This window comes from Massilia soli, from assembly GCF_016809835.1.
Lineage (GTDB): Bacteria > Pseudomonadota > Gammaproteobacteria > Burkholderiales > Burkholderiaceae_D > Telluria_A > Telluria_A soli.
Genome location: NZ_JAFBIL020000002.1, coordinates 81,823 through 104,676, shown reverse-complemented (window position 1 = coordinate 104,676; position 22,854 = coordinate 81,823). Strand labels below are relative to the sequence as shown.

Genomic DNA, 22,854 nt, shown 5'->3' with positions numbered 1-22,854 from the left:
GCTCGCCCTCGGTGATTCTGAATATCACCCGATGGAGAACACATGCGCACCTGCCGCCTGTCCCTTTACCTTATCGGTGCTTCCCTTGTCCTGCCCTGCCAGGTCATAGCTGCACCGCCCGCGCCGACTGCGATCGGCATTACATTAAAACAAGCCGTCGATAGTGCGTGGCAACGCGCGCCTGCCGCCCGCACGCTCGAAGCGCGCCAGGACGAAGTGCTTGCTGCGCGCGACAATGCCCGTTCCTGGCTCGCCTCCAACCCGACGATCGGTTTGTCCCAGCGGGTAGACCAGGGTGCGACCGAACGCGATCAGCGAGAATCCGAGATCTCGGTATCGTCATCGCTTTGGCTGCCAAGCCAGAAAAGCGCTCGCTCAGCACTAGCCGCACGCAGCATAGACGAAGTCGCCGTTCACATAAGCGCGACACGCCTGGCCGTTGCCGCCGTGGTACGCAACCGCATATGGGAAGCCGCTGCCGCCCAGGTCCGTCTTGAGGAAAAGCAGGACCATCTGCACCATCTCGAGGAACTCCGTGACGAGGTACAGCGGCGTGTCAAGGCCGGCGACCTGGCACGCAGCGACGGCCTGCTAGCGCAGCAGGAAGCCCTAGCCGCCCAGATCGACGTAACGAATGCCCGCACAGCAGCAATCGAAGCACTGTCGCGCTACCGGGTCACGACGGGTCTCTCAAGCCTGCCGGCACTCGAACCCGAGCCGCTGCACGATACGGCCGCTTCTGCTAATCCACGCCTGGTGGCGGCGCAGGCGTCCGAACGGCGTGCACGCGCTGTCCTGCGCCTGGCTGCGGCATCCCGCTCGGCGCCGCCGACTATCGCCTTGTCGGTTCGTCGCGAAGACGAAAGGCTGCTGCGCGAGCCTGTCAACAGCATCGGCTTGGCCCTACAGATCCCGATCGGAACCGCTGCACGCAATCGTACCGTTGAAGCCCAGGCGCAGACCGTGATCGCGACCGCTGCTGCGGAGGCGGCCGAGATACAGGCGAATGCCGATGCAGACATTGAGATCGCCAAGGAGCGGCTTGCAAATGCACGTTCCGCGCTAGAGACCGCTACTGAACGCGCCGCGGCCCTGCACGAACACACAGCCCTCTTCGAAAAAGCGTTCCGCGTAGGTGAACGGGGCCTAGCTGAACTGCTTCGCTCGCGGGCTCTCACGCATGAGGCCGATGTTGCCGTGGCCCAGCAAAAAGTCGCACTCGGGCTCGCCCATGCCCAACTCAATCAAGCCTTAGGAATCCTTCCATGAGATACCTGAATCTGTTTTTCGCCGCCATGCTCGCCATGTCGTCGACACTCGCCAGCCCCGGCGCCCACGGACCGAACGGTGAACACCTCGACGGCCAGGCAAACGCTACGGGTGCCACGACCACCGTCCCCCGCATAGAGACCTTTACCGAAGCGTTCGAACTGCTCGGCCACCTCTCCGGTGGCGAGCTGTCGATCATGATCGATCGCTACGAGACGAACGAACCTGTACTGAACGGCGTGCTTGAGGTTCAGTACAAAGACCTCAAGGCCAAAGCTAAGTTTCACGCCGACCTCGGCGACTACGCGATCGATGATCCGAAATTTCTCGCTGCAATTGCCAAACCGGGTAGCCATGCCCTGCTGTTCACGCTGGTCGCCGGTGAAGAAAGCGATCTGCTCGAAGGCACGCTGACGGTCGCCGCAGCGGCCGATGACCACGGGCACGAGCACGGCTTGAGCCGCTGGCTGCTGGCTGCAATTGCCACCGCCATTCTCGGAGCCGCCGCAGTATTCGTCACCCGCCGTCGCCGTCAACGCAAGGAAGTTTGATATGAAGATGACTCAACGAATTGTTGCCGGCCTTGTCGCTGGCATGTTTGCGACCTCCCTGCTGGCAGCCCCTGGCGCACACGGCCCGAACGGCGAACATCTGGATGGCCAGGCCACTGCCAGTGTCGGTGGCCTCGCGCGTTTGCCTGACGGCAGCGTCAATGTGCCAAAACTGGCGCAGCGCCGCATGGGCGTACGAACGTTAATGGTCAAAGAAGGGGAATTTGCACGCAGCGTGGCTTTGAACGGCCGCGCAAGCATTGATCCGAACGCTGGCGGCCGAGTACAGGCGCCGTTCGCCGGGCAAATCACGCCGGGGCCAAATGGCCTGCCGGTCGCGGGTCAACGTGTCGTCAAGGGTCAGGTTCTGGCTCGCCTGCGCCCAACCGGTGCTGCAATCGAGCGCGGCAACCAAGCCGCGGAGCTTGCCGAACTGCGCGCCAACAAGACCTTACTGGCCAAGCGGGTAACACGCCTGAAATCGCTCGAAGGCGTGGTGCCAGCGAAGGAAATTGAAGCGGCCCAGGCAGAACTGACCAGCACGATCGGCCAGGAACGTGCGGTGGCCGGATCGATCAGCGGCAGCGAAGCGATTGTTGCCCCTGCCAGCGGCATCATTGCGAGTGCGTCGGTCCTCAACGGCCAGATCGTCGAATCGCGCGACGTGCTTTTCGAGATCGTCGATCCGCAGCGCATGGTGATTGAAGCCTTGTCTACCGATGCGGGCATAGCCCGCAAAATCAGCACTGCAACGCTCGTTGACGTGCCGGACGTCAAGCTGTCGCTGCTGGGCGGCGGCCGCACTCTACGAGACGGCGCCGTGCCGATCAATTTCCGTGCGAGCGGTACAAACCTCGACCTCGCGGTAGGTCAGCCGGTCACGGTGTTGGCCAAGCTAGATACGAAGGTCAAGGGAATTGCCCTGCCTGCGGCGGCACTGGCGCGCAATCCGGCCAATGAAACAGTGGTGTGGATCAAATCTGGTGCCCAGCGCTTCATTGCCCTGCCGGTGGAGGCAAACGCGCTCGATGCGCGTACTGTCATCGTCACCAAGGGGCTTACACCCGACAACAGGGTGGTGGTCATTGGCACCTCCCTGATCAACCAGATCAGGTGACCATCCATGTTTAATTCTATAGTTCGCTTCAGCCTCCACAACCGCCTGTTCGTCCTGGCGGCGGCAATGATGCTGATGGTCTACGGTGCCATGACGGCATGGCGCACGCCAGTAGACGTGTTCCCTGACCTGAATAAGCCGGTCGTCACTGTGCTGACCGAAGCCGGAGGCATGGCTCCGGAAGAAGTCGAGCAGCTGGTCTCGTTCCCGATCGAGACCTCGCTCAACGGCATGCCAGGGGTAACGCGCGTGCGCTCGGTCTCGGGCGTAGGTCTGTCAATCGTGTATGCCGAGTTCGACTGGGGTACCGATATCTACCGCAACCGCCAGCTTGTATCGGAGCGGATCACCTTGGTCAAGGAACAACTCCCTGGCAACATCGCGCCCGTAATGGGACCGGTGTCCTCGATCATGGGCGAGATCATGCTAATCGCGTTGCCGATCGACGTCGCCAAAACCGATCCGATGAAGGCGCGCGAGTATGCCGACTTCGTGTTGCGGCCACGCCTGCTGTCGATCCCGGGCGTGTCGCAGGTGATCCCGATCGGCGGTGAAGTGCGCCAGTTGCGGGTCGAGCCTGATACGGCCCACATGGCGCAATTTGGGGTATCTCTCGAACAAGTTACTACTGCGCTACGCGGCTTCGCGGCCAACACCAGTGGCGGGTTCGTCGACCTGAACAACCGCGAATACCTGATCCGCAACCTCGGCCGTACTAATCGCCTGGAAGACATCAGCGGCCTGGCTGTAGCCTATCGCAACGGGGCACCAGTCCTTCTCGAACAGGTCGCCAGCGTGCGCTACGCGCCGGCATTCAAGCGCGGCGATGCAGGCCTGAACGGCAAGCCGGCGGTGATTGTCAGCGTCCAGAAACAGCCGGCGGGCGACACGGTGCGCCTGACGCGCGACATCGAGACGGCGATGGCGGAACTCAAGCAGGGTCTGCCGGCCGGCATTTCGCAGCCCGTGGTCCTGTTCAGGCAAGCCAACTTCATCGAGTCCTCGATCGGGAACGTTGTAGAGGCCCTCCGCGACGGCGCCATTTTAGTCGCCATCGTGCTGTTCGCTTTCCTGCTCAGCGTTCGCACTACGCTAATCTCGTTGATTGCCATCCCACTTTCGCTGGCGGTGACTGCGCTCGCCTTCCACCTGCTGGGGCAGTCCATTAACGTGATGACACTAGGGGGCCTGGCCATCGCGATCGGCGAACTGGTTGACGATGCCGTGGTCGATGTCGAAAACATCGTACGCCGGCTCAAGCAGCGCAAAGAAGACGGTCAGTCAGTACTGGAGGTGATCTGGCATGCCTCCGTTGAGGTGCGCTCGGGCATCGTCTATGCCACCGTGATCGTGGTACTCGTGTTCGTGCCGCTGTTTGCCCTGCCTGGTATCGAGGGACGGTTGTTCGCGCCGCTGGGCATTGCCTACATCGCCTCGATCCTGGCCTCGATGCTGGTCTCCATGACGGTTACGCCTGCCCTGGCGTACTACCTGCTCCCCCGCATGAAGTCCCTGCACCGTGGCGACAGCCCGATCGTACGTCGCATGAAGCAATGGGATACCGCCGCGCTGAACTGGACCTTCCCGCGTATCCGCCTGATGCTGGCAATTGCCCTCATCGCTGTCGTGGCGGCCGCTGCATCGGTTCCTTTCTTCCCGCGTGCATTCCTGCCGGCGTTTAACGAAGGCTCGCTGGTGATGGGCATGACGTTCACGCCGGGTACCTCGCTTGCGGAGGCCAATCGCATGGGTTCCCTCGCTGAAACCCTAATTGCCCAGGTGCCGGAAGTCACCAGGGTCGGGCGTCGTACTGGCCGCGCGGAGCTGGACGAGCATGCCGAGGGCGTCCATTCATCCGAGATCGACGTCGACCTGAAGCCATCCGAGCGGTCGCGCGAAGAGATCATGGCCAGCATTCGCAACCAGCTCTCTGTTATTCCGGCATCGGTAGCAATCGGGCAGCCCATCTCGCATCGTCTGGACCATTTGTTGTCTGGGGTGCGCGCGCAGATTGCCCTGAAAATCTACGGCGACGACATTGATACCCTGCGTGGCCTGGCCGACGGGTTGCAGGGGCGCCTGCGGGCCGTGCCTGGACTCGTCGACTTATCGGTGGAGCGTCAGGTCCTGATCCCGCAGATCAAGGTGCGCATCGACTACCGCAAGGCTGCGCAGTATGGTCTGGCCGCAGGTGACGTGCTCCAGGCGCTGCAGTCGCTGGCAGAAGGCACGCGTGTCACACAGGTGATCGACGGCGCGCGCCGCTTTGACCTCGTTGTGCGCCTGGCAGACGTGGACCGCTCACCACAGGACCTCGCGCGCGTGATGCTCACCACCCCGGCGGGACAGATCCCGCTGTCGAGTGTTGCGACTGTGGAAGAAGGCGATGGCCCAAACCAGATCGGTCGTGAAAATGGGCGCCGCCGCATAGTCGTATACGCAAATACGGACGGCTCTAACATGTCTCGGATCATCGAAGACGTGCGCAAGACAGTGTCCGCCAGCCAGCTCCCGGGCGGCTATTTTGTGAGCGTCGAAGGCCAGTTCCAGGCCCAGGAACAGGCTCAACAGCTCATTGCCGGTCTGTCGCTGGCCTCGCTCGTGCTGATCTTCCTGGTGCTCTATTCGCGCTATCGATCCTCGACACTGGCACTCGTCATCATGGGCAACATTCCGTTCGCCCTGGTCGGCAGCGTCGTCGCCATGTGGATTGCCGGGGTGTCACTGTCGGTCGCCTCGATGGTTGGCTTCATTACCCTGGCCGGCATCGCGACCCGTAACGGCATCTTGAAGGTGAGCCACTACATCAACCTCTGCAAGTTCGAGGGCGAGACCTTCGGCTGGCCAATGATCGTGCGTGGCTCGATCGAGCGTTTGACGCCGGTCCTGATGACGGCGCTCGTCGCTGCCTTTGCATTGACGCCGCTGTTGCTGGCTGCCGACGCACCGGGCAAGGAAATCCTGCATCCGGTCGCGGTCGTCATTTTCGGGGGACTGATCAGTTCCACCCTCCTCGATTCGTTGCTCACACCGCTCATCTTCTGGAAGGTCGGCCGCAAGCCGCTGGAGCGGTTGCTGGCTGAAAAAGGCGGCTACACCTATTGATTCATATGGGCCAAGTGGCGGCGCCCATCCCAAGCCGCTACAGTTTTCTGGAGCATGAAATGAAAAAGATCTTTGCAGTAGTAGCCCTCGCGGCCAGTGTTGCCCTGTCAGGTAACGCTCTTGCGCACGGTGCCAAGGCCAAGCACGGTGGCATCGTGCAGAGCGCAGGCGACCTCGCGTTCGAACTGGTGGCTAAAGAGGGTAGCACTACGATTTACGTCGACGACCACGATCAGGCATTGCCGACCGCAGGTGCAACCGGTACCTTGACGGTGCTCAAGGGCACGCAAAAGACGGCGCTGCCACTCGGGGCCGGCGCAGACAACACCTTAGTCGTCAAGGGCGACGCTAAGCTGGCACCAGGCAGTAAGGCGGTTGCGGCAATCACCTTCGCGGACAAGAAGGCTGTCAGCGTGCGCTTCTCAATCAAGTAAGCGCAGTTCCGGTGGCCGTTCCGACGTCCACCGGAATAACCAAGTGAAAGGGAGAACAATGAAGTGGCTCATCACAAAATACTTGATTACCGCGGCGGTCGTCGTACTGGTGTCGGAGGTGGCGAAACGTAGCGATCGCTTCGGTGGGTTCGTTGCCGCGCTGCCGATGATCACGTTGCTCACCTTGGTGTGGCTACATATCGAAAACCAGCCACAGGCTAAGCTCGCGAATCATGCGTGGTACACCTTCTGGTATGTGGTGCCGACTCTGCCAATGTTCCTTGCATTTCCGTGGCTGCTGCAGCGGTTGGGGTTCTGGTGGACCTTGGGTTCCTGCGCATTGATCACGATCGCTTGTTTTGGAGCGTTTGCACTGGCGGTAAAGCGATTCGGAATTACCCTTCTTTAAGGTCGGACACTGGACGAGGCGTTCCCGGCGGTTCGGCGATAGATTTCGCTGAAACTGCATTACTTGACTGCTTTAAAAAATCGGTTTTGGTACACTTAGCGGTCAGCAGCATCAGACACCGAGCCAGATACGATAGCTTTTTAATCCTGTTTAAGAGGTCTCCATTTGAGAGTGCCGGATATCGAATTGACCGAGCGCGAGATGGGTCTCTTGACTCAAATCAAATTCCGCCATACATCTCATGACGAGCTACGCGCATCTCTCGTGCCGATGGCTGCCTTGACCGAGTCCTTATTGAAACGCGAAGCGATTCCTGAAGTACGCCTTCTAGACTTCACCGATCCTGAGCACAATCCGGGAGGGCGTGGGAAGTCTCGTCAGCAGATTTTCGAAAAAACGGCACCTCGGGCGAAGAAATCTATGCTCATCCGCACTTCTTGAAGTATCTCGAATACTTCATTTATGGACCCAACCTCCCGTCGAGCATCGTCGCGAAATTCAAGGAGACCATGTCGTTCTCCGGGTATTTGACCGCTGGGGACATAGATGACTTGGTTCCTGATGCACGTGCCTCTGTGCGATCGGCTCGACTTAGCCCTCACGATGCTGCGGAGGAGTTTCACAAATTAGCGCTTGAGTGCGGGCCATGCCGTCGAGCGCCGAGAGTATTCGAAAGTCAATCCTTGCAATTCGATAGTGCTAATTTGACTATCCAAACAGCCCGTGGAGGAACCAGCGTGGTTCTGGATCCTCGCCTGCTCCGGCGACCCGCTCCCGATAGACCCAGTACAAAGCGTGTTCCTGGCCTTCTGCAATCCAGTAATCTCTAGCAGCCGTATCTCCCCACCACCCTGCTTCTACGCGCTCTGGACCTGACACCATTCGCAGTGGAGATCCGTAGAACGGCCTATGGTTTCGGACAAGCAGTGGAATAGGCTTAACCAGCAACCAGATCGGTCGCTGCATGCTCCCCAAGTTTGGCGGAAGCTGACTAGCAACCCCCGCTTCCCGAACCTTTTCATGAATTGGAACCCAGGCATTAGCGATCTCCGGCCGATGATCTGCGATTGGCTTCACTTGACGGACCTTATCGCTCCCAAGGCGTGCTACCAGCAACTCAATCATGCGCACCTGGTCTTCCTCTGTGCCACCTGGCTCCGGGAAAAGCGACTCGGTCGGAGGCTCCATTGGCTAGGGCGTCGCCGCTGCTCTGGCTCTTGCACGGCGCGCCATCCGCCCCGGCATCCAGACCCAACAGGGTACCCTCCTTGAGCACCGTTACTGTGGATGACATCGATCGGCCACCATAACGCGGCGTCTGCAAGGAACAAGTACCAAACGTAGATGACATGTCGACCTCAAGACTACTGTATAAAAACACAGTATAGCGAGTAACCCCGGAAACGGGAAGAGCGATCGCAAGTTGCAACAACGACAAATGGCGAGCGCTGCCGAGGCCATCGGTAGCGAGCGAACTCGGTCGATGCGCGTAGGTAAACCCGGATGAAGCTGCTCATATGTTGAGTCTTGTTAGAGTCGTTTGGGCGTACTGGTTCGGTTTGGTCGGTAGAAGCAAACGGCAGTACCGGATTCCAGCGGTGAAAAGGGCATACTCCAAAGGACTAGGTAGGTGGCCAAAAGCCTGTCCCATCGTCTCCTACTAATGCAGTCCGCATTCGCGGTCGTGTTACGATGCCAAGAGACAACAGTGGAGATTTCACCTTGAATCCAAGCGAAGAACTTGCGGTCGGCCAAATTGAACTTGTGGATGCAAAAAAAGACCTTGCGGCGCTGACTAAAGAAAACGCGAAGCTCGAAATGCGAGTCGCTAATGGTATCGCCGGTTCCGCCGGTGTCAGAGCTACAGTGCTGGAGGCTGCAAAAGCATTCACAGTTCTGAACAGTGCAGGCGTAGCCGCTATGCTTGCAATGACTCAAGCCCTGATCGTCAAAGATAGTTTCGGTCCGTTCAAATGGTTTGCAATCGCCATCCTCAGTTCGTTCTTGATCGGCGCGGTAAGCGCTTGTCTAACATTTCTCGTTCACACTGAGTCGGCGTTGATCGCCCTCATCGAGGACACACCTGCTCCAGCAATTGCTGGAGTTATGTGGTGCATTAGGGCGAGTATTTTTTTCTTCATCCTGGGTGCGGCTTTGATGGTTTGTGGTGTGGCTACTAGATACTGAGATCCGGCCCCGCTAACAAATGCGAACTACCGTCTGGCTGCAATGACGCCTCCAGAGTTGCATGCCGCGGGAATTCACAGTGACTTGTACAGTGACCTGGATACAGCTCACGCCTGAGCGTCCGGAGATCACGCTTGACCTTAATCGGGTCAGGCTCTAAGCCGCACGATTGGCCTAGACCTTTTTTCTTACTTTATCTGCGGACAAACCATGACCAATGGTCGAGAACCAAGCGAACGCGAATTGGCTAAATTTCTGGATGTAACGCATCAAAACGAACGGCAGATCAAAAACCAGCATCCGGAAATCTATGCCTTGATGGACAGGATTCATCAGAGCTTTGAGAACTTGATGGGAGGATCGTACGAGGGGCGACCAACTCCTGCGTTCCTACTACTTACTGCCCACGGTTACTTTTTGGCTGGAGTAAGAATTGCCTTGGGCGGGCAAATGCCGCCTGTGTATCCAGTGGTGCGCGCAGGACTGGAAAGTGTTTTGTTCGGTTTGATAATGACAGCGGACCCAGGTAAAGAAGAGATTTGGACGAACAGGGCAAGGAGCAAGTCAGCCGAAAAAAAGTGCCGCGAAAGCTTCACGGCGTCAAATGGACTGCGGGAGCTAGCGAAGCTCAATCCCGAACTGCATACCGTAGTACAAACTTTTTATTCGATGGCGATAGATTCCGGTGCGCACCCTAATGTAGATGCAGTGCTTCCGCACATGAACGTTGAGGATGGCGGAGAACATTGGTTAGCCCAACTGCGTTGCATTCATCCAGCTGACTCTCTCGCTGTTTTCCATATCACCAGCAACGTAGTTGCCGCAGGAGCGTATATGTTGGCGATGATGTCTTACGTACTGGATGGACATCCGCCGGCAAAGGTAGCATACGACGACGCACACACGATTGTTGCGGAGCTAAATCAAATACACGGCGTCGACCACATGGAGCAATAGCTAGCTGCTGGGCGTCGCGCATGCGTTCCTCCTAGACTTTTGCTGCCGCGTCGCCCAGAACAGGGCGCGGTGTTGGTATGCCTGGCCCGCCTGGCGCGATAATCCGTTGCATCCTCGATCGCCGGTTTTTTGATATCCTGGTGACCTATATACAGCTCAATTGTGAGCTTCGTCGGGGCATCGCCGACCGTAGGCGGGTCAATCCGCCGTGACTACCAGCGAACCAAGATGGTTGCGGTCAGGTCAAGGATTGAACAGGGCGGCTAGTTGCTGCATTTCCAGCGGCCGCCCCGGTACTGCTACCGCTTCGGCTGAGCGAAGCCGTTACCTAAGAAATCGCTCAGCAGTCCTGTTGGTTTCCATGTCGAGGACGCGCTTTCGATCGCATGACCTAACAATCCGGCGCTAGCAATGGACGCGCTAGAAAGCATTCCTTTACTCGCTGGGATTGATTCGATTCCAGCCATTGCTGCCCGCCATGGAGACATCAAGCCGGTGCCGAAGGCGGAAGCCATCAGTGTTAGGTCGCGAGTCGGATAGTTGTTCATCCCGTTCACCAGTTGAATAGCCTTCACGCAGTCGGCCTTGTTGTGGTAGCTCTCACCACTGCAAATGTTCTCGTGGTTCGCCGACTTCAGGTTCCATCGGAACTGGCCTTGCTCGGCCGGGTAGATCGTGAAATACATATGTAATCCTTACAGGACATGCCCAACCTACCAAAACCATTACCGAAAACCCTTGTATTACAGAGGTCTTAAATAATGGTGAAGCTGTCGAACCGGTAGGTCGTGCGTAGTTACCAGTGCGCAAATGCTCACTGGGGTGGTACCCGCAATAACATCATTGCGAACTCGAACGGGCGTTACACTACCGCTGGCAACCCGTCCTTAACTTCACCCCCGCGCTGACCTGTCTTTCATCGCTCTTTTGACGACTAGACACTGTATTTAAATACAGTATAAAGCCGAAATTGATCCGTGTCTACTCTGCGGGTCTTTTGATGCGAAGACAATTGAAAGGTTGCGAGAGCGACCCGTAAGCAAGACCTACCGCTCTGCCGGCTTCGCTCAGCAAGCGACGAGGACTGCAGCATAGCGCTCTATCGAATGCTTCTTTGGGCCTCGCCTGGGAGTCAATCACCGTTGAGGTGATCAATCTAAGTGACCTGTAAGCGGGACCTACTACCTACTCGGCTAATCTTCACCCCTACTTCAATGACCCTCGGGGTTTGACTCCCACTCACGCTCCGGCCAAGCGCAACTCAAGCTGGCACAGTAACGCCAATTTCGCGCCGGGAGCTGCCGCAGCGAGCGCGTCTGCTTTTAGGCTAGGGATGCCGTTGGAAAGGCGCTGGAAGCCCGAAGGGGCGAGACTCCACCGGAGGCTCGATGAGCTCGCGCACGACATAGCCGGTTTTCGCGCAGCGAAAATTCCCCTCCCCATAGTCAACGGCTTTGCACGCTCTGTTTGATGCGCAGCATTTGTTTCAAGGATTAATCGAGCTATTCTGCACTTGAGCGTAACGAATATTTCGGATCCTCGAGATAAGCTTTTACGACTAGCTACGAGGCACTGCAGGGGAACGCTAGCAATTGTTACCTGAACGAGAATTTAGCGGCTAAAATCTCCTAACAAACAATAACTAAAAACGGCCGTGTACTTTTATCACATCATTTTCTTTACCAATATCCTTCGTATCCTGGACGAAAAGGGACTTACGAAGTCAGATCTAGCGACCAAAGCCAACATTTCCATATCGTTCCTATCGGACCTGACGACTGGCCAAGGTAACCCCTCGCTGCGGATCATGGAACAGATTGCGGCAGCACTGGAAACGCCGCTGGCGACCTTGCTTGAGTCAACGGACTTGGACAAGGAATCGCTGGACGTACTAGCAGGCGGTCATGCCCGGCTTAGTCTTCCCGGCGGCTACGTTCGAGTGGCCGCCACTCTGACGGAATTCCAGGCATTCCAGGTCCGGCAGTGGGATCAGGAGAATCGTAAGAAGCTGGCAAAAATGAACCCAGACAACCGAAAGGTTGAACGCCAGGAAAAGAAGCTTTAGCGGCTAAATATTCAGGCGAGCGCGCAACGCCTCGCCTTCCTGCCTCCCCCGACAGCGGCTCGCCCTCCCCTTCCGACAGGACCAATGCGCTTTAGTTTGCGCTTGGTCAAACCTGAGTAAACCAACGCGCTAGAAATCCCCCTTGTTTGTCCTGTGTCTGCTTTCGGTATATCCGCAGCGATGTATTATCGAGGCGGTCAGTAGGGGATAAGCTATGGATGAGCCAGACGACAACTTGGCGACCGTGAAAGATCGGGCGAAGGTTAAGCTAGAGCGCGACATGGGTCCTACGCTCATGACTGCGCTTAACGATCCGCGGACGGCAGAGGTGATGTGCAACCCGGACGGGCGGCTGTGGCATGAGCGCCTGGGCGAGCGCATGAAGTGCATCGGCACGCTTCGTCCCGCTCAGGCCGAGGCGATCATAAAGACGGTCGCTGCCTATCACGGCAAGGAAGTCAGGCATCTAAAGCCGCTGATCGAAGGCGAACTGCCCATTAAGGGCATGCGCTTCGCTGGCCAGCTGCCGCCCGTGGTCCAAGGGCCGGCGTTCTCGATCCGAAAAAAAGCGATCCATATTTTCACCCTCGACCAGTACGTCGAGGCCGGAATCATGACGTCGGCGCAGCGCGACGCGATTATCAAGGCCGTACTTGCCCATCGAAACATCCTGGTTACAGGTGGAACCGGCTCGGGCAAGACAACGCTGGTGAACGCAATCATCAATGAAATGGTTGTCAGCAATTCCCACGAGCGGATCTGCATCATCGAGGATACCGCCGAGATTCAGTGCAACGCCGAGAACTTTGTCCAGTATCACACCTCGCTTGAAGTCTCGATGACCGCGCTGCTCAAGACCATTTTGCGGATGCGTCCGGACCGGATTCTAGTCGGCGAGGTGCGCGGCGCCGAAGCGCTTGACCTGCTTGATGCCTGGAATACCGGGCACGAAGGCGGCGCCGCCACACTGCATGCAAACTGCGCGCATGCCGGCCTGACCAGGCTCAAATCCCTGATTTCACGTAACGAATCGGCCCCGGCCGAAATTGAACCGCTGATCGGCGAGGCGGTTCATGTGGTCATTCACATCGCCCGTATCCCCGAAGGCCGTCGCGTGCAGGAAGTGCTGGAAGTTTCCGGCTACGCCAGCGGCGATTACCTCACCAAAACTCTATAGGAGCTTGTCATGCGCGCAATACCCATCAGCCAGTCCGATGCCTACAAACGTACCCTGACGTTCTACGCTTGCGCCGGACTGCTGCTCTTCGTCATCGTTTTTGCCCCACATACGGCGTTTGCTGCCGAAGGAACGGGCGGCTCGCTGCCGTACGAAAGCTGGTTGACCAACCTGCGCAACTCCGTGACCGGGCCGGTTGCGTTCGCGCTGTCGACGATCGGCATCGTCGTCGCCGGCGGCGTGCTGGTCTTCGGCGGCGACCTCAATGGTTTCTTCCGTACCCTGATCTTCCTGGTATTGGTAATGGCCCTGCTGGTCGGCGCGCAGAACGTCATGAGCACCTTCTTCGGCCGCGGCGCTGAAATTGCCGCCATCGGCGATGCGGCCGTGACGAGCGTCCGCATGATGGCAATGGCGGCTGCAGGCCAGGAGGCATAGCGATGGCGCTCCGCACGATACCCATTCGTCGGGCCGGCAATCGACACAACCTGTTCATGGGTGGGGATCGTGAACTGGTGATGTTCTCGGGGTTGCTGGCGTTCTCACTGATTTTCAACGCACAAGAGTTGAGGGCAACGGTGGTCGGACTCTCGCTATGGTTCGGGGCGCTTTTTGCGACCCGGCGCATGGCCAAGTCAGACCCTCAGATGCGCAAGGTGTACATGCGGCACCGGAAGTACAAGCCGTATTACGCCGCGCGCAGCACGCCATTCCGCTTGAACACAGGCAGTCAAGGGAGGCAATACAAATGATAGTCACAACCATCGCATACGCCCTGGCTGGCCTCGGCGGACTGATGCTGCTGTTGCTCTACGCGCGCATCCGCGCCGTGAACAACGAGGCCCAGCTGAAAAAGCACCGGTCCAAGGCGGCCGGGTTCGCCGATCTGCTGAACTACGCGGCCGTGGTCGACGACGGTGTCATTGTCGGCAAGAACGGCTCGTTGATGGCCGCCTGGCTGTACCAGGGCGACGACAACGAGAGCAGTACCGAAGAGAATCGGGAAATGGTGTCATTCAGGATCAACCAGGCCCTATCGGGCCTTGGCAACGGCTGGATGATGCACGTGGACGCGGTGCGCAGGCCAGCTGCTGGCTATTCTGATCGTGGCCTGTCGCATTTCCCCGATCCCGTGTCGGCCGCAGTCGAGGAAGAGCGGCGCCGCCTCTTCGAGCGCCTGGGAACAATGTATGAAGGCTACTTCGTCCTTACCCTGACGTACTTTCCGCCCTTGCTGGCTGAGCGGAAGTTTGTCGAAATGATGTTCGATGACGAGGCTGTAGCGCTCAACCACCAGGCGCGCACGCAAGGCCTGATCGATATGTTCAAGCGCGATTGCGTGACGATCGACTCCCGCCTGTCAGCTGCGGTGAGGCTGTCACGCCTTCGGTGTAACAAGTTCGTACAGGAAGACGGCGGCACGGTCACGCACGATGATTTCCTGCGCTGGCTGCAGTTCTGCACAACCGGCCTGAATCAGCCGATTCAGCTGCCCAGCAATCCGATGTACCTGGACATGCTGATCGGGGGCCAGGAACTTTGGGGCGGCGTGGTGCCGAAAATAGGGCGTCACTATATCCAGGTCGTCGCGATCGACGGCTTCCCACTTGAGTCTTCGCCCGGGATCCTGTCGGCTCTCGCGGAACAGCCTTGTGAATATCGCTGGTCGAGCCGCTTCATCTTCATGGACCCGCACGAAGCCGTTTCGCACCTGGAGAAGTATCGGAAGAAGTGGAAGCAGAAGGTCCGCGGCTTCTTCGACCAGGTGTTCAATACAAACACCGGGTCTATCGACCAAGATGCTGTGTCGATGGTCAGCGATGCCGAATCGGCCATCGCGGAAGTGAACAGCGGCCTGGTGGCAGACGGCTACTACACCAGTGTCGTGGTGCTGATGGACGAGAGCCGCGAGCATGTGGAAGCTGGCGCGCTGCAGCTGTCGAAAGCGATCCGCCGCCTTGGCTTCGGGGCGCGCATAGAGACCATCAACACGCTTGACGCGTTCTTGGGAAGCCTGCCAGGGCACGGCGTCGAAAACGTGCGCCGGCCGCTCATTAACACGATGAACCTGGCCGACATGCTGCCGACAAGTACGATCTGGACTGGCCTGAATTACGCGCCTTGCCCGCTGTACCCGCCACATGCGCCGCCCTTGATGCACTGCGTGACGAATGGTTCGACGCCGTTCCGGTTCAACCTGCATGTAGCGGACCTGGGCCACTGCTTCATGGCCGGCCGGACCCGCTCCGGCAAGTCGACCAAGCTGGCACTTCTCGCGCTGCAGGCGCTGCGCTATCAGGGCATGTCGGTCTACTGCTTTGAAAAAGGCAAGTCAATGTATCCCACGACAAAGGGCGTGCGTGGCCTTCACTTCGCTGTCGGTGCCGAGGGCAGCCGGTTGGCCTTCTGCCCGCTTCAGTTCCTCGACACCAAGGGCGATCGGGCCTGGGCGATGGAATGGATTGACACGATCCTCGCGCTCAACGGTCTTATCACGACGCCGGCGCAACGCAACGAAATTGGCACTGCGATCATCAACATGCATGAAAGCGGCGCCCGCACCCTGTCTGAGTTCACGATGACGGTACAGGACGAGCCGATCCGCGAAGCGCTGAAACAGTACACGGTCGACGGGATGATGGGCCAGCTGCTCGACGCGGAGCATGATGGCCTGAAACTGTCGAAGTTCACCACCTTCGAGATCGAAGACCTGATGAACCTGGGCGAAAAGTACGCGCTGCCGGTGCTGCTCTACCTGTTCCGTCGCATCGAGCGCAGCCTGCATGGCCAGCCGGCGATCCTGTTCCTGGACGAAGCCTGGATCATGTTGGGGCATCCCGCCTTCCGGGAGAAGATCCGGGAATGGCTCAAGGCATTCGGGAAGAAGAACTGTTCGGTTGTGATGGCGACGCAAAACCTGACGGATGCCGAGAACAGCGGCATCCTCGATGTGATCGTGGAATCGACCGCGACCAAGATCTTCCTCCCCAACGTGTACGCCCGAGATCCTGATACCGCGGCCCTGTATCGCCGGATGGGCCTCAACAAACGCCAGATTGAAATTGTCGCCACTGCCATTCCGAAGAAGCAGTACTACTGCGTTTCGGAGAATGGCCGGCGCCTGTACGAGCTGGCCCTCGGCCCGATGGCCCTTGCATTTGCGGGCGCTACTGACCTCGATTCGATCGCGGAAATCGAGCGGCTTGAAGCGAAATACGGCGATGAATGGGTACACGAATGGCTGTCAGCGAAGGGACTCAAGCTCAGCGATTACGTGGGAATGGAGCAGCCGACGAAACAGCAACGCAAAGATGAAGAGGTGACAGCATGAATATGAGCTTCGGAGAGCGGATCAAGAAACTGGTCATGAAGCGGCCGGACAGTGACACGCGCCGCGATAAGGAACTGGTCGACGGCGGTCGTCGCCATGGCGAGAGCGAAAACCCGTGGCTCTCAGCGCGCCGGACCTGGAACGACATTTACGCGGCGAGTGCCGCCAGTCGTCAGATGTGGCAAGTCGTCGCTATGGCGGCGTTGCTGCTTATGCTGGCCAGCGTGGGCGGCATGATCCATATCGGCAGTCAGTCCAAGTTCGTGCCCTACATCGTCCAGGTGGACAAGCTGGGCCAGGTGGTGGCGGTGGCCCCGGCCCAGCGCACCACAGCAGCCGATCCGGCCATCCTGCGCGCCAGCGTGGCGGCATGGATCAGCGACGTACGTCTGGTGACGCCCGACGTATCGTTGCAACGCAAGGCGGTATTCCGCGTGTACGCGATGCTCGCACCAAATGACCCAGCCACTGCGAAGACCAACGAATGGCTTAACGGTACGGACAGCAGCAGTCCATTCAAGCGGGCAGAAAAAGAACTGGTCAGCGTCGAAATCGAAACCGTCCTGGCGCAGACACCCGACACGTACCAGGTCGACTGGATCGAAACAACGCGCGATCGGCAGGGAGTCTTGAAGAGCAAGCCCCAGCGCTGGCGTGCGCTCTTGACGGTCTACACGGTGCCGGCCGGCCCGGAAAAAACGGAACAGGAAATGAACGATAACCCGCTGGGTATCCACCTGCGCGACTTCGCTTGGTCGAAACAACTTTAAGGGGCAATTCCATGAACAAGCATTTGATAGCGATGATACTGAGCGCTGCGCCCTTGTTCGCGATAGCGACCAGCGGTAACGCGGCCAGCGGCAAGCAATCAGGCAAAAACACAACGCCCGTTCAGGAACGCGACGCAGCAGAGGCCTATTTCTCGAAGAAAGCGCCCAAGCTCACGGCACAGGAAAAAGCTGCACTGGCGATTGCTCAAAAATGGCAAGCCGCGAGCGCCACCGGCATGAAGCCAGTGGCCGGTAACGACGGCATGGTGCGCTTCGTGTACGGCACCCAGCAAATCAGCGTCGTGTGCGCAGTGTTGAAGGCGTGCGATATCGAGCTGCAGCCGGGCGAACAGGTCAACAACCTCAACGGGGGCGATCCGCGCTTTATCGTGGAACCGGCCGTGAGCGGGTCCGGCGCAACCGAAGTGCAGCATTTGATCCTGAAACCGCAGGACGTCGGCCTCAACACCAATCTGATCGTGACCACCAACCGCCGTTCCTACCACATCAATCTGCGCTCGCACCGTACCGAGTTCATGGCCCGAGTCGGATTCATCTACCCCGAGGATGCTCTGGCCAAGTGGGATGCCGTCAAGATGCGGGAGGCGAAGCTAATGCAGGAACAAATTATTCCGGAGACCAAGGAGAGCATTGCTAATCTCAGCTTCGCTTACGACATCAAAGGCAAGGCCCCCTGGAAGCCTGTTCGTGTCTATAACGATGGCGTCAGAACCATCATTCAGATGCCAGCAGCAATGGCGGAAACGGAAGCGCCAATCTTGAGGGTCGTTCTGAAGGACGGCGGCCTGTTCAGCGACGATGTGATGGCTCAGGTGAACTACCGCATCCATGAGGATCGCTACATCGTCGACGCCGTATTCCACAAAGGTATCTTGTCAGCCGGCGTCGGCCGGGATCAGCAAAGCGTCACCATCATTCGGGAGAAATAACATGCGTACAGCTACGCTCCCCGTCCTGCTGCTGGCTTGTCTCGCCGGTTGCTCAGCCACCAATCAACGGACGGCCGGCTACGGCAGTTATGCGACCGTCAGCCCGGCCAATGAGAAAGTCGTGGTTCAGGATGTTGTGAAGCGCCTGACCAGCGTATATCCGCCTGCGCGGACCAGGCTCAACCTGCGACATCCGGCGACGGATCGGTTCGGAACCGCCCTGGTGGCGACCATGCGCACCAAGGGCTATGCGTTGGATGAATATACGGCCACGCAGGCCGCCCCGGCGCCCGGATCGTATGCCTTTGCGTATGTGTTCGACCAGCTGGCCGGCACCGACCTCTATAGCGTCACCCTGTTTTTCAATCATGAAGCCTTGTCGCGGGTGTACGCGACCAAGGACGGGGCGCTGACTCCCGCCGGCTATTGGGCAAGAAAGGAGTGACAGGCCATGAGCACGATTTCAGAAGATGACATGCTGCCAGACGCCTCGCCCGGCGCCCGTACCGGGGGAATCCGGCGCGTAAACAATCTGCCCGTCTATATCATCGGCGCGCTTATTGGCGTCTTTCTCCTCATCATGGTCTTGGTCGCGTCGGACAGGGCTGCACAGCAGAATCAACCGGCCCAACAGCAGCAACCCAAGACGGGCTCTACCGTAATGTTCGCCCAAGAGCTGGCCGGCGACCAGAAGGACGGCATCATTCAGGCGAAGGCGTCGCCGCTTGTGGTCCCTGATCTTGCATCTGCCGAGCAGCCGGGCAGCATTCCGATCGCCAGGCCTGCAGACCTGGATTTGCCGCCCCAGCCGCCGACGTCGCAGGAACGCGCCGGGTCAGGGCCGCAAGCGCAGGGAATGGCGCCACGTAGTACACGCGAAGAAGAGGCTGAGCGCATCCGCATGATGAAGCTGCAACAGCTCGATGAGGCCGTCAAGGCGCGGACGGGTATCCAGCTCAGCACCCCGCGCAGTTCGGGTTCGCCACCGGCCGCCCTCGCCGCGGCAGGCACGGCGCCCGCCAGCAACGCCGAGGTCCTGGCGGGTCTTGCGGCCGTGAGGCAGCAGATCGATGCCGCAACCCGGGACGATCCAACAACGACCTATCAGGCGCGGCTCCAGCAGCTGCAGCAGCTGCAAGGCGCGGCACGTACCGGCGCAGGCGAAGCAGGCGCCAATGCTACCCAGCTCGTCCAGGCTGGCGTCGGCAGCAACGATATCGCCCGCTTTGCCGGATCGGGCCATGGTGACCGCTGGCGGCTCGACTCGAAGCCCGAAGCGCCAAGGACGCCTTACGAACTGCGCGCTGGCTTCGTTGTTCCAGCCTTGCTCATTTCCGGAATCAATTCAGAATTGCCCGGAACCATCGTGGCGCAAACCAGCCAGGACGTGTACGACACGCCGACGGGCAAGTGGCGGCTGATCCCGCGCGGTTCGCGCCTTTTCGGCGCATACAACAGTGAGGTTATTTACGGCCAGTCACGAGTGCTAATCGCGTGGCAGCGCATTATTTTCCCTGATGGTAAAGCGATGGACATTGGCGCAATGCCTGGGGCCGACAGCGCTGGATACGCCGGCTTCAAGGATGAGGTGAACAACCATTACTTCCGCATCTTCGGGTCTGCCTTCCTCATGTCCGCTGTAACGGCTGGCATTGCGAAGAGCCAGCCCGAGAGTACGCCATACGGCAGCCCGAGCTTTAGCAGCGCGCTCAGCCAGTCCGTGGGGCAGCAACTGGGCCAGGTCACGGCGCAACTCATCGCAAAGAACCTCAGCGTCTCGCCCACGCTGGAGATCCGGCCAGGCTACCGTTTCAATGTCATCGTCACCAAAGACATGACGTTTTCCAAGCCGTATCAAGCCTTTGATTATTAACCTTAAGGAGAAAAATCATGGAAAGGAAAGGTCGTCACGTTTTAGCCGCCAAATTCGGGGCAGCTGTGGCTTTAGCAGCCGCAATTGGCGCGGCAGCGCCGACACTGGCGAGTGGACTGCCAGTGTTCGATGCCGTGAATGCGTCGCAAAGCACGATTTCGGCAATTGAGAGCGTTTCTCAAACCCTAAAGCAAATCGAGCAGTACAGGACTCAGTTGCAGCAGTACGAGAACATGCTGCGCAATACGGCATCGCCGGCGACGCATATTTGGGACCAGGCACAGCGCACGATGACTGCACTCCGCGGCTCGATCGACACGCTGAATCACTACAAGACTCAAATGGGCAACATCGATGCATATCTGCGCGAGTTCAAGGACACGGCCGGCTACCAAGCGCACCCGTGCTATTCGGTGAATGGTTGCACGCAAGCCCAATGGGACGCGATGAAGGCGCAAGAGCGCCTGGGTTCAGAGGCTCAAAAGAAGGCGAACGATGCGCTGTTCCGCGGGATCGACCAGCAGCAGGACTCGCTGGAAACGGATGCGCATCAGCTGGAGCGCTTGCAGGCCTCGGCGCAGGGTGCCACCGGCCAAATGCAGGCGATCGGTTACGCAAACCAGCTGGCCAGCCACCAGTCGAACCAGCTGCTGCAGATTCGTGGCCTCCTGCTCGCGCAGCAGAATGCGATTGCGACGCGCAATCAGGTGCTCGCCGATCGGGAAGCAAAAGAGGCTGCAAACGCAGCGTTGCAAAGGGCTGGCACTTTCCAGCGTAGTCCTGTCAGAACTTGGTAAGGAGGAGCAATGTCGAGAACAACACGTTATATCTCCCTGGTGGCCGCGTTGGCGGCCTTTTCAGCAGTCACCGCTTGTAGCGACAGTGTCGCATACGTTGATTGCAAGGCGCTAGAAACAAGGACCGATGCCGCGGCAAAAGCAGAGCTGGAAAAGCGCTGCCCGCGCAGAGGCGCGGTACATACGCCGAGTCCGGTCCGAAATTGGTGAGGTAACAAAAATGGAAAAGCCTGTCATCCTTAAACACCCATCGATACTTGTGCTTATTTGGCTGGCACTCTTTTCAGTGCAAGCCGCTGCAGCTATCGACAATGTGGGGGTCCTCGATACCGTTCTTGAACGCTACACAACTGCGGCGGCTACCTGGGGCGCGATCATAATCACGCGTGCAACCTGGTTGTTCTGGACGCTGGCAGTTATTAGTATGGTCTGGACCTTCGGAATGATGGCACTGCGCAAAGCGGATATTGGCGAGTTTTACGCCGAGTTCATCCGATTCACAATCTTTACAGGCTTCTTCTGGTGGTTGCTGACAAATGGCTCGGCGTTCGCGGAGTCGATCATGCGCTCACTCCGAATGGTCGGGGCCGAAGCTGCTGGAATTCCTAACACCATGGCACCTTCTGGAATTGTCGATATTGGTTTCGATATTTTTGTGAAGGCGCTCAATCAGACCGATATGTGGAAGCCGATTGATAGCTTGATCGGGATGATTATGGCGCTCATCATTTTGGTTGTGTTCGCACTAATCGGGGTGAACATGCTCCTCCTATTGGTCAGCGGCTGGATCCTCGCATATGCCGGCGTTTTCTTCCTTGGCTTTGGCGGCTCGCGTTGGACGTCGGATATGGCGATCACTTATTTCAAGACGGTCCTGGGTATCGCCGGCCAGCTTTTCGCGATGATTCTTCTTATCGGGATTGGCAAGTCGTTCGTGGACCAATATTACGCCGGCTTGAGTAACGGCCTGCTGATTAAGGAATTGGCTGTGATGCTGCTTGTCTCGATAATCTTGCTGGCGCTGGTCCGTACTGTTCCCGGCGTTGTTGGCAGTCTCGCAGGCGGTAGCACCGGGGCGCTTGGCCAAGGGTTCGGGGCGGGCGCGGTGGTAGGGGCAGCGGCGATGGCTGGTGCTGCAATTGCGACGGCCGGTGCCGCGATCGCGGCCGGTGCCGCAGGGGCAGCGGGCGGTGCACAAGCGTTGATGGCGGCATATTCGAAGGCGAGTGCCGCGGAGGGCGCAAGCGGCGGCGCCGGTTCCCTGCTGGCAGCGGCTGGGGGTGGCGGTGGTAGTGGCGGCGATGATGCAGCTAACGATGCGGCTGTGGGCAGTCCTCTCGCGGCAGCGATGGGCGACGGCGGCGGGTCTAGCACGGGTAGCTCGAGCGGCCTCACCGGCTCGGGCAGCTCGGGCAGCTCGGGTGGCGCGACAGAAGGCGCAGAGCAGGCCGGGGGAGCCGGCGAAGGCGCCGGCCAGAAGGAGGCTGCAGCTGAAGGCGGTGACAAGGGCGCTGCAGCGGCAGATAAAGGCGAGGCGGCAGGAGACGCGAAGCAAGGCGGGTTGGGTATAAAGGCGGCCCGTGCCGGCAAGATCGCGGCCGGCACTGCTGCCAACCTGGCTGTGGGCGCCTGGGACGTTGCAAAGGCAAAGGGCGCTGATTTGCGGCAGAGCGCGGCGGACCGAATAGGCGAATCAACGGGCGGCAAGATAGCTAACGCGATCAATACTCGGGCCGCAGCCGACAAGGTGGCGAAGTTCGGCACTGACAGCCTGTCGGCCGCGGTCGACGACAAGGGCCTGGATGCGGAGTCGGAGGTGGCCGCTTTTCGCGATCGCGGTAACAAAGCGTCCTAACCAGCAG

22 protein-coding genes are annotated in these 22,854 nt (G+C 58.9%); 21 read left to right on the top strand and 1 reads right to left on the bottom strand.

What is annotated here, in order from left to right; genetic code table 11:
- Positions 1–42: 42 nt before the first annotated feature.
- From I4X03_RS04895 to I4X03_RS04850, 9 genes are all read left to right on the top strand, one after another.
- Positions 43–1,269 carry a TolC family protein gene (locus I4X03_RS04895; RefSeq protein WP_223466575.1) on the top strand — a complete coding sequence of 409 codons (1,227 nt, stop codon included), beginning with the start codon at positions 43–45 and terminating at the stop codon, positions 1,267–1,269.
- Positions 1,266–1,820: a hypothetical protein gene (locus tag I4X03_RS04890; RefSeq protein ID WP_223466570.1), complete on the top strand. Its 555-nt coding sequence runs from the start codon at positions 1,266–1,268 to the stop codon at positions 1,818–1,820. Before I4X03_RS04895 ends, I4X03_RS04890 begins: the two co-directional genes overlap by 4 nt.
- Before the next feature lies 1 nt (position 1,821).
- On the top strand, positions 1,822–2,937 hold the full coding sequence (locus tag I4X03_RS04885) for an efflux RND transporter periplasmic adaptor subunit (protein WP_223466569.1): 1,116 nt from the start codon (positions 1,822–1,824) through the stop codon (positions 2,935–2,937).
- Positions 2,938–2,943: 6 nt separating this feature from the next.
- Positions 2,944–6,042, top strand: a complete 3,099-nt coding sequence (locus I4X03_RS04880) for an efflux RND transporter permease subunit (protein ID WP_223466567.1) — start codon at positions 2,944–2,946, stop codon at positions 6,040–6,042.
- Positions 6,043–6,101: 59 nt separating this feature from the next.
- Positions 6,102–6,476, top strand: coding sequence for a hypothetical protein (locus I4X03_RS04875; RefSeq protein ID WP_223466565.1), 375 nt, complete (start codon positions 6,102–6,104; stop codon positions 6,474–6,476).
- Between the two features lie 58 nt (positions 6,477–6,534).
- Positions 6,535–6,885: a DUF3147 family protein gene (locus I4X03_RS04870; RefSeq protein WP_223466563.1), complete on the top strand. Its 351-nt coding sequence runs from the start codon at positions 6,535–6,537 to the stop codon at positions 6,883–6,885.
- Between the two features lie 186 nt (positions 6,886–7,071).
- Positions 7,072–7,326, top strand: coding sequence for a hypothetical protein (locus I4X03_RS04865; RefSeq protein ID WP_223466561.1), 255 nt, complete (start codon positions 7,072–7,074; stop codon positions 7,324–7,326).
- A 1,281-nt stretch (positions 7,327–8,607) separates the two neighbouring features.
- Positions 8,608–9,072: a hypothetical protein gene (locus tag I4X03_RS04855; protein WP_223466559.1), complete on the top strand. Its 465-nt coding sequence runs from the start codon at positions 8,608–8,610 to the stop codon at positions 9,070–9,072.
- Positions 9,073–9,282: 210 nt separating this feature from the next.
- Complete coding sequence (locus tag I4X03_RS04850; protein WP_223466557.1) at positions 9,283–10,029, top strand: hypothetical protein; 747 nt, start codon at positions 9,283–9,285, stop codon at positions 10,027–10,029.
- Positions 10,030–10,328: 299 nt separating this feature from the next.
- Here I4X03_RS04850 and I4X03_RS04845 read toward each other — a convergent pair whose 3' ends face one another.
- Positions 10,329–10,715 carry a YegP family protein gene (locus I4X03_RS04845; RefSeq protein ID WP_223466555.1) on the bottom strand — a complete coding sequence of 129 codons (387 nt, stop codon included), beginning with the start codon at positions 10,713–10,715 and terminating at the stop codon, positions 10,329–10,331.
- 968 nt (positions 10,716–11,683) lie between these two features.
- Between I4X03_RS04845 and I4X03_RS04840 the strand changes: the two genes are divergently transcribed.
- The 12 genes from I4X03_RS04840 (at position 11,684) to trbL (ending at position 22,847) form a co-directional block, all read left to right on the top strand.
- The gene (locus I4X03_RS04840; RefSeq protein WP_223466553.1) at positions 11,684–12,094 is read left to right on the top strand and encodes a transcriptional regulator; all 411 of its coding nucleotides are present in this window, start codon (positions 11,684–11,686) and stop codon (positions 12,092–12,094) included.
- Positions 12,095–12,308: 214 nt separating this feature from the next.
- The gene (trbB, locus tag I4X03_RS04835) at positions 12,309–13,271 is read left to right on the top strand and encodes a P-type conjugative transfer ATPase TrbB (RefSeq protein WP_223466551.1); all 963 of its coding nucleotides are present in this window, start codon (positions 12,309–12,311) and stop codon (positions 13,269–13,271) included.
- Between the two features lie 9 nt (positions 13,272–13,280).
- Complete coding sequence (trbC, locus tag I4X03_RS04830) at positions 13,281–13,709, top strand: conjugal transfer system pilin TrbC (RefSeq protein ID WP_223466541.1); 429 nt, start codon at positions 13,281–13,283, stop codon at positions 13,707–13,709.
- A 2-nt stretch (positions 13,710–13,711) separates the two neighbouring features.
- The gene (locus I4X03_RS04825) at positions 13,712–14,023 is read left to right on the top strand and encodes a conjugal transfer protein TrbD (protein WP_223466533.1); all 312 of its coding nucleotides are present in this window, start codon (positions 13,712–13,714) and stop codon (positions 14,021–14,023) included.
- Positions 14,020–16,602: a VirB4 family type IV secretion/conjugal transfer ATPase gene (locus tag I4X03_RS04820; RefSeq protein WP_223467573.1), complete on the top strand. Its 2,583-nt coding sequence runs from the start codon at positions 14,020–14,022 to the stop codon at positions 16,600–16,602. The genes I4X03_RS04825 and I4X03_RS04820 overlap by 4 nt, the downstream gene beginning before the upstream one ends.
- A complete protein-coding gene (locus I4X03_RS04815) occupies positions 16,599–17,372 on the top strand; it encodes a VirB8/TrbF family protein (protein ID WP_223466531.1) in 774 nt (257 codons plus the stop codon). The genes I4X03_RS04820 and I4X03_RS04815 overlap by 4 nt, the downstream gene beginning before the upstream one ends.
- Before the next feature lie 11 nt (positions 17,373–17,383).
- The gene (gene trbG / locus I4X03_RS04810; protein ID WP_223466529.1) at positions 17,384–18,322 is read left to right on the top strand and encodes a P-type conjugative transfer protein TrbG; all 939 of its coding nucleotides are present in this window, start codon (positions 17,384–17,386) and stop codon (positions 18,320–18,322) included.
- Between the two features lies 1 nt (position 18,323).
- Positions 18,324–18,767, top strand: a complete 444-nt coding sequence (locus tag I4X03_RS04805) for a conjugal transfer lipoprotein TrbH (RefSeq protein WP_223466522.1) — start codon at positions 18,324–18,326, stop codon at positions 18,765–18,767.
- 6 nt (positions 18,768–18,773) lie between these two features.
- The gene (locus tag I4X03_RS04800; protein WP_223466521.1) at positions 18,774–20,195 is read left to right on the top strand and encodes a TrbI/VirB10 family protein; all 1,422 of its coding nucleotides are present in this window, start codon (positions 18,774–18,776) and stop codon (positions 20,193–20,195) included.
- Between the two features lie 17 nt (positions 20,196–20,212).
- Complete coding sequence (gene trbJ, locus I4X03_RS04795) at positions 20,213–20,992, top strand: P-type conjugative transfer protein TrbJ (protein WP_223466517.1); 780 nt, start codon at positions 20,213–20,215, stop codon at positions 20,990–20,992.
- A gap of 9 nt (positions 20,993–21,001) precedes the next feature.
- The gene (trbK, locus tag I4X03_RS23280; protein WP_223466516.1) at positions 21,002–21,202 is read left to right on the top strand and encodes an entry exclusion lipoprotein TrbK; all 201 of its coding nucleotides are present in this window, start codon (positions 21,002–21,004) and stop codon (positions 21,200–21,202) included.
- Between the two features lie 10 nt (positions 21,203–21,212).
- Positions 21,213–22,847, top strand: a complete 1,635-nt coding sequence (gene trbL / locus I4X03_RS04785; RefSeq protein ID WP_223466510.1) for a P-type conjugative transfer protein TrbL — start codon at positions 21,213–21,215, stop codon at positions 22,845–22,847.
- The last annotated feature ends 7 nt before the right edge of the window (positions 22,848–22,854 follow it).

Excerpts from the sequence above, each read along its gene's own strand:
- I4X03_RS04805 (WP_223466522.1), top strand. The coding sequence starts at position 18,324 with ATGCGTACAGCTACGCTCCCCGTCCTGCTGCTGGCTTGTCTCGCCGGT.
- I4X03_RS04815 (WP_223466531.1), top strand. The coding sequence starts at position 16,599 with ATGAATATGAGCTTCGGAGAGCGGATCAAGAAACTGGTCATGAAGCGG.
- trbJ (WP_223466517.1), top strand. The coding sequence starts at position 20,213 with ATGGAAAGGAAAGGTCGTCACGTTTTAGCCGCCAAATTCGGGGCAGCT.
- I4X03_RS04800 (WP_223466521.1), top strand. The coding sequence starts at position 18,774 with ATGAGCACGATTTCAGAAGATGACATGCTGCCAGACGCCTCGCCCGGC.
- I4X03_RS04850 (WP_223466557.1), top strand. The coding sequence starts at position 9,283 with ATGACCAATGGTCGAGAACCAAGCGAACGCGAATTGGCTAAATTTCTG.
- trbK (WP_223466516.1), top strand. The coding sequence starts at position 21,002 with ATGTCGAGAACAACACGTTATATCTCCCTGGTGGCCGCGTTGGCGGCC.
- I4X03_RS04820 (WP_223467573.1), top strand. The coding sequence starts at position 14,020 with ATGATAGTCACAACCATCGCATACGCCCTGGCTGGCCTCGGCGGACTG.
- I4X03_RS04870 (WP_223466563.1), top strand. The coding sequence starts at position 6,535 with ATGAAGTGGCTCATCACAAAATACTTGATTACCGCGGCGGTCGTCGTA.
- I4X03_RS04885 (WP_223466569.1), top strand. The coding sequence starts at position 1,822 with ATGAAGATGACTCAACGAATTGTTGCCGGCCTTGTCGCTGGCATGTTT.
- I4X03_RS04825 (WP_223466533.1), top strand. The coding sequence starts at position 13,712 with ATGGCGCTCCGCACGATACCCATTCGTCGGGCCGGCAATCGACACAAC.
- I4X03_RS04845 (WP_223466555.1), bottom strand. The coding sequence starts at position 10,715 with ATGTATTTCACGATCTACCCGGCCGAGCAAGGCCAGTTCCGATGGAAC.
- trbB (WP_223466551.1), top strand. The coding sequence starts at position 12,309 with ATGGATGAGCCAGACGACAACTTGGCGACCGTGAAAGATCGGGCGAAG.
- trbG (WP_223466529.1), top strand. The coding sequence starts at position 17,384 with ATGAACAAGCATTTGATAGCGATGATACTGAGCGCTGCGCCCTTGTTC.
- I4X03_RS04880 (WP_223466567.1), top strand. The coding sequence starts at position 2,944 with ATGTTTAATTCTATAGTTCGCTTCAGCCTCCACAACCGCCTGTTCGTC.
- I4X03_RS04875 (WP_223466565.1), top strand. The coding sequence starts at position 6,102 with ATGAAAAAGATCTTTGCAGTAGTAGCCCTCGCGGCCAGTGTTGCCCTG.
- trbL (WP_223466510.1), top strand. The coding sequence starts at position 21,213 with ATGGAAAAGCCTGTCATCCTTAAACACCCATCGATACTTGTGCTTATT.
- trbC (WP_223466541.1), top strand. The coding sequence starts at position 13,281 with ATGCGCGCAATACCCATCAGCCAGTCCGATGCCTACAAACGTACCCTG.
- I4X03_RS04890 (WP_223466570.1), top strand. The coding sequence starts at position 1,266 with ATGAGATACCTGAATCTGTTTTTCGCCGCCATGCTCGCCATGTCGTCG.
- I4X03_RS04895 (WP_223466575.1), top strand. The coding sequence starts at position 43 with ATGCGCACCTGCCGCCTGTCCCTTTACCTTATCGGTGCTTCCCTTGTC.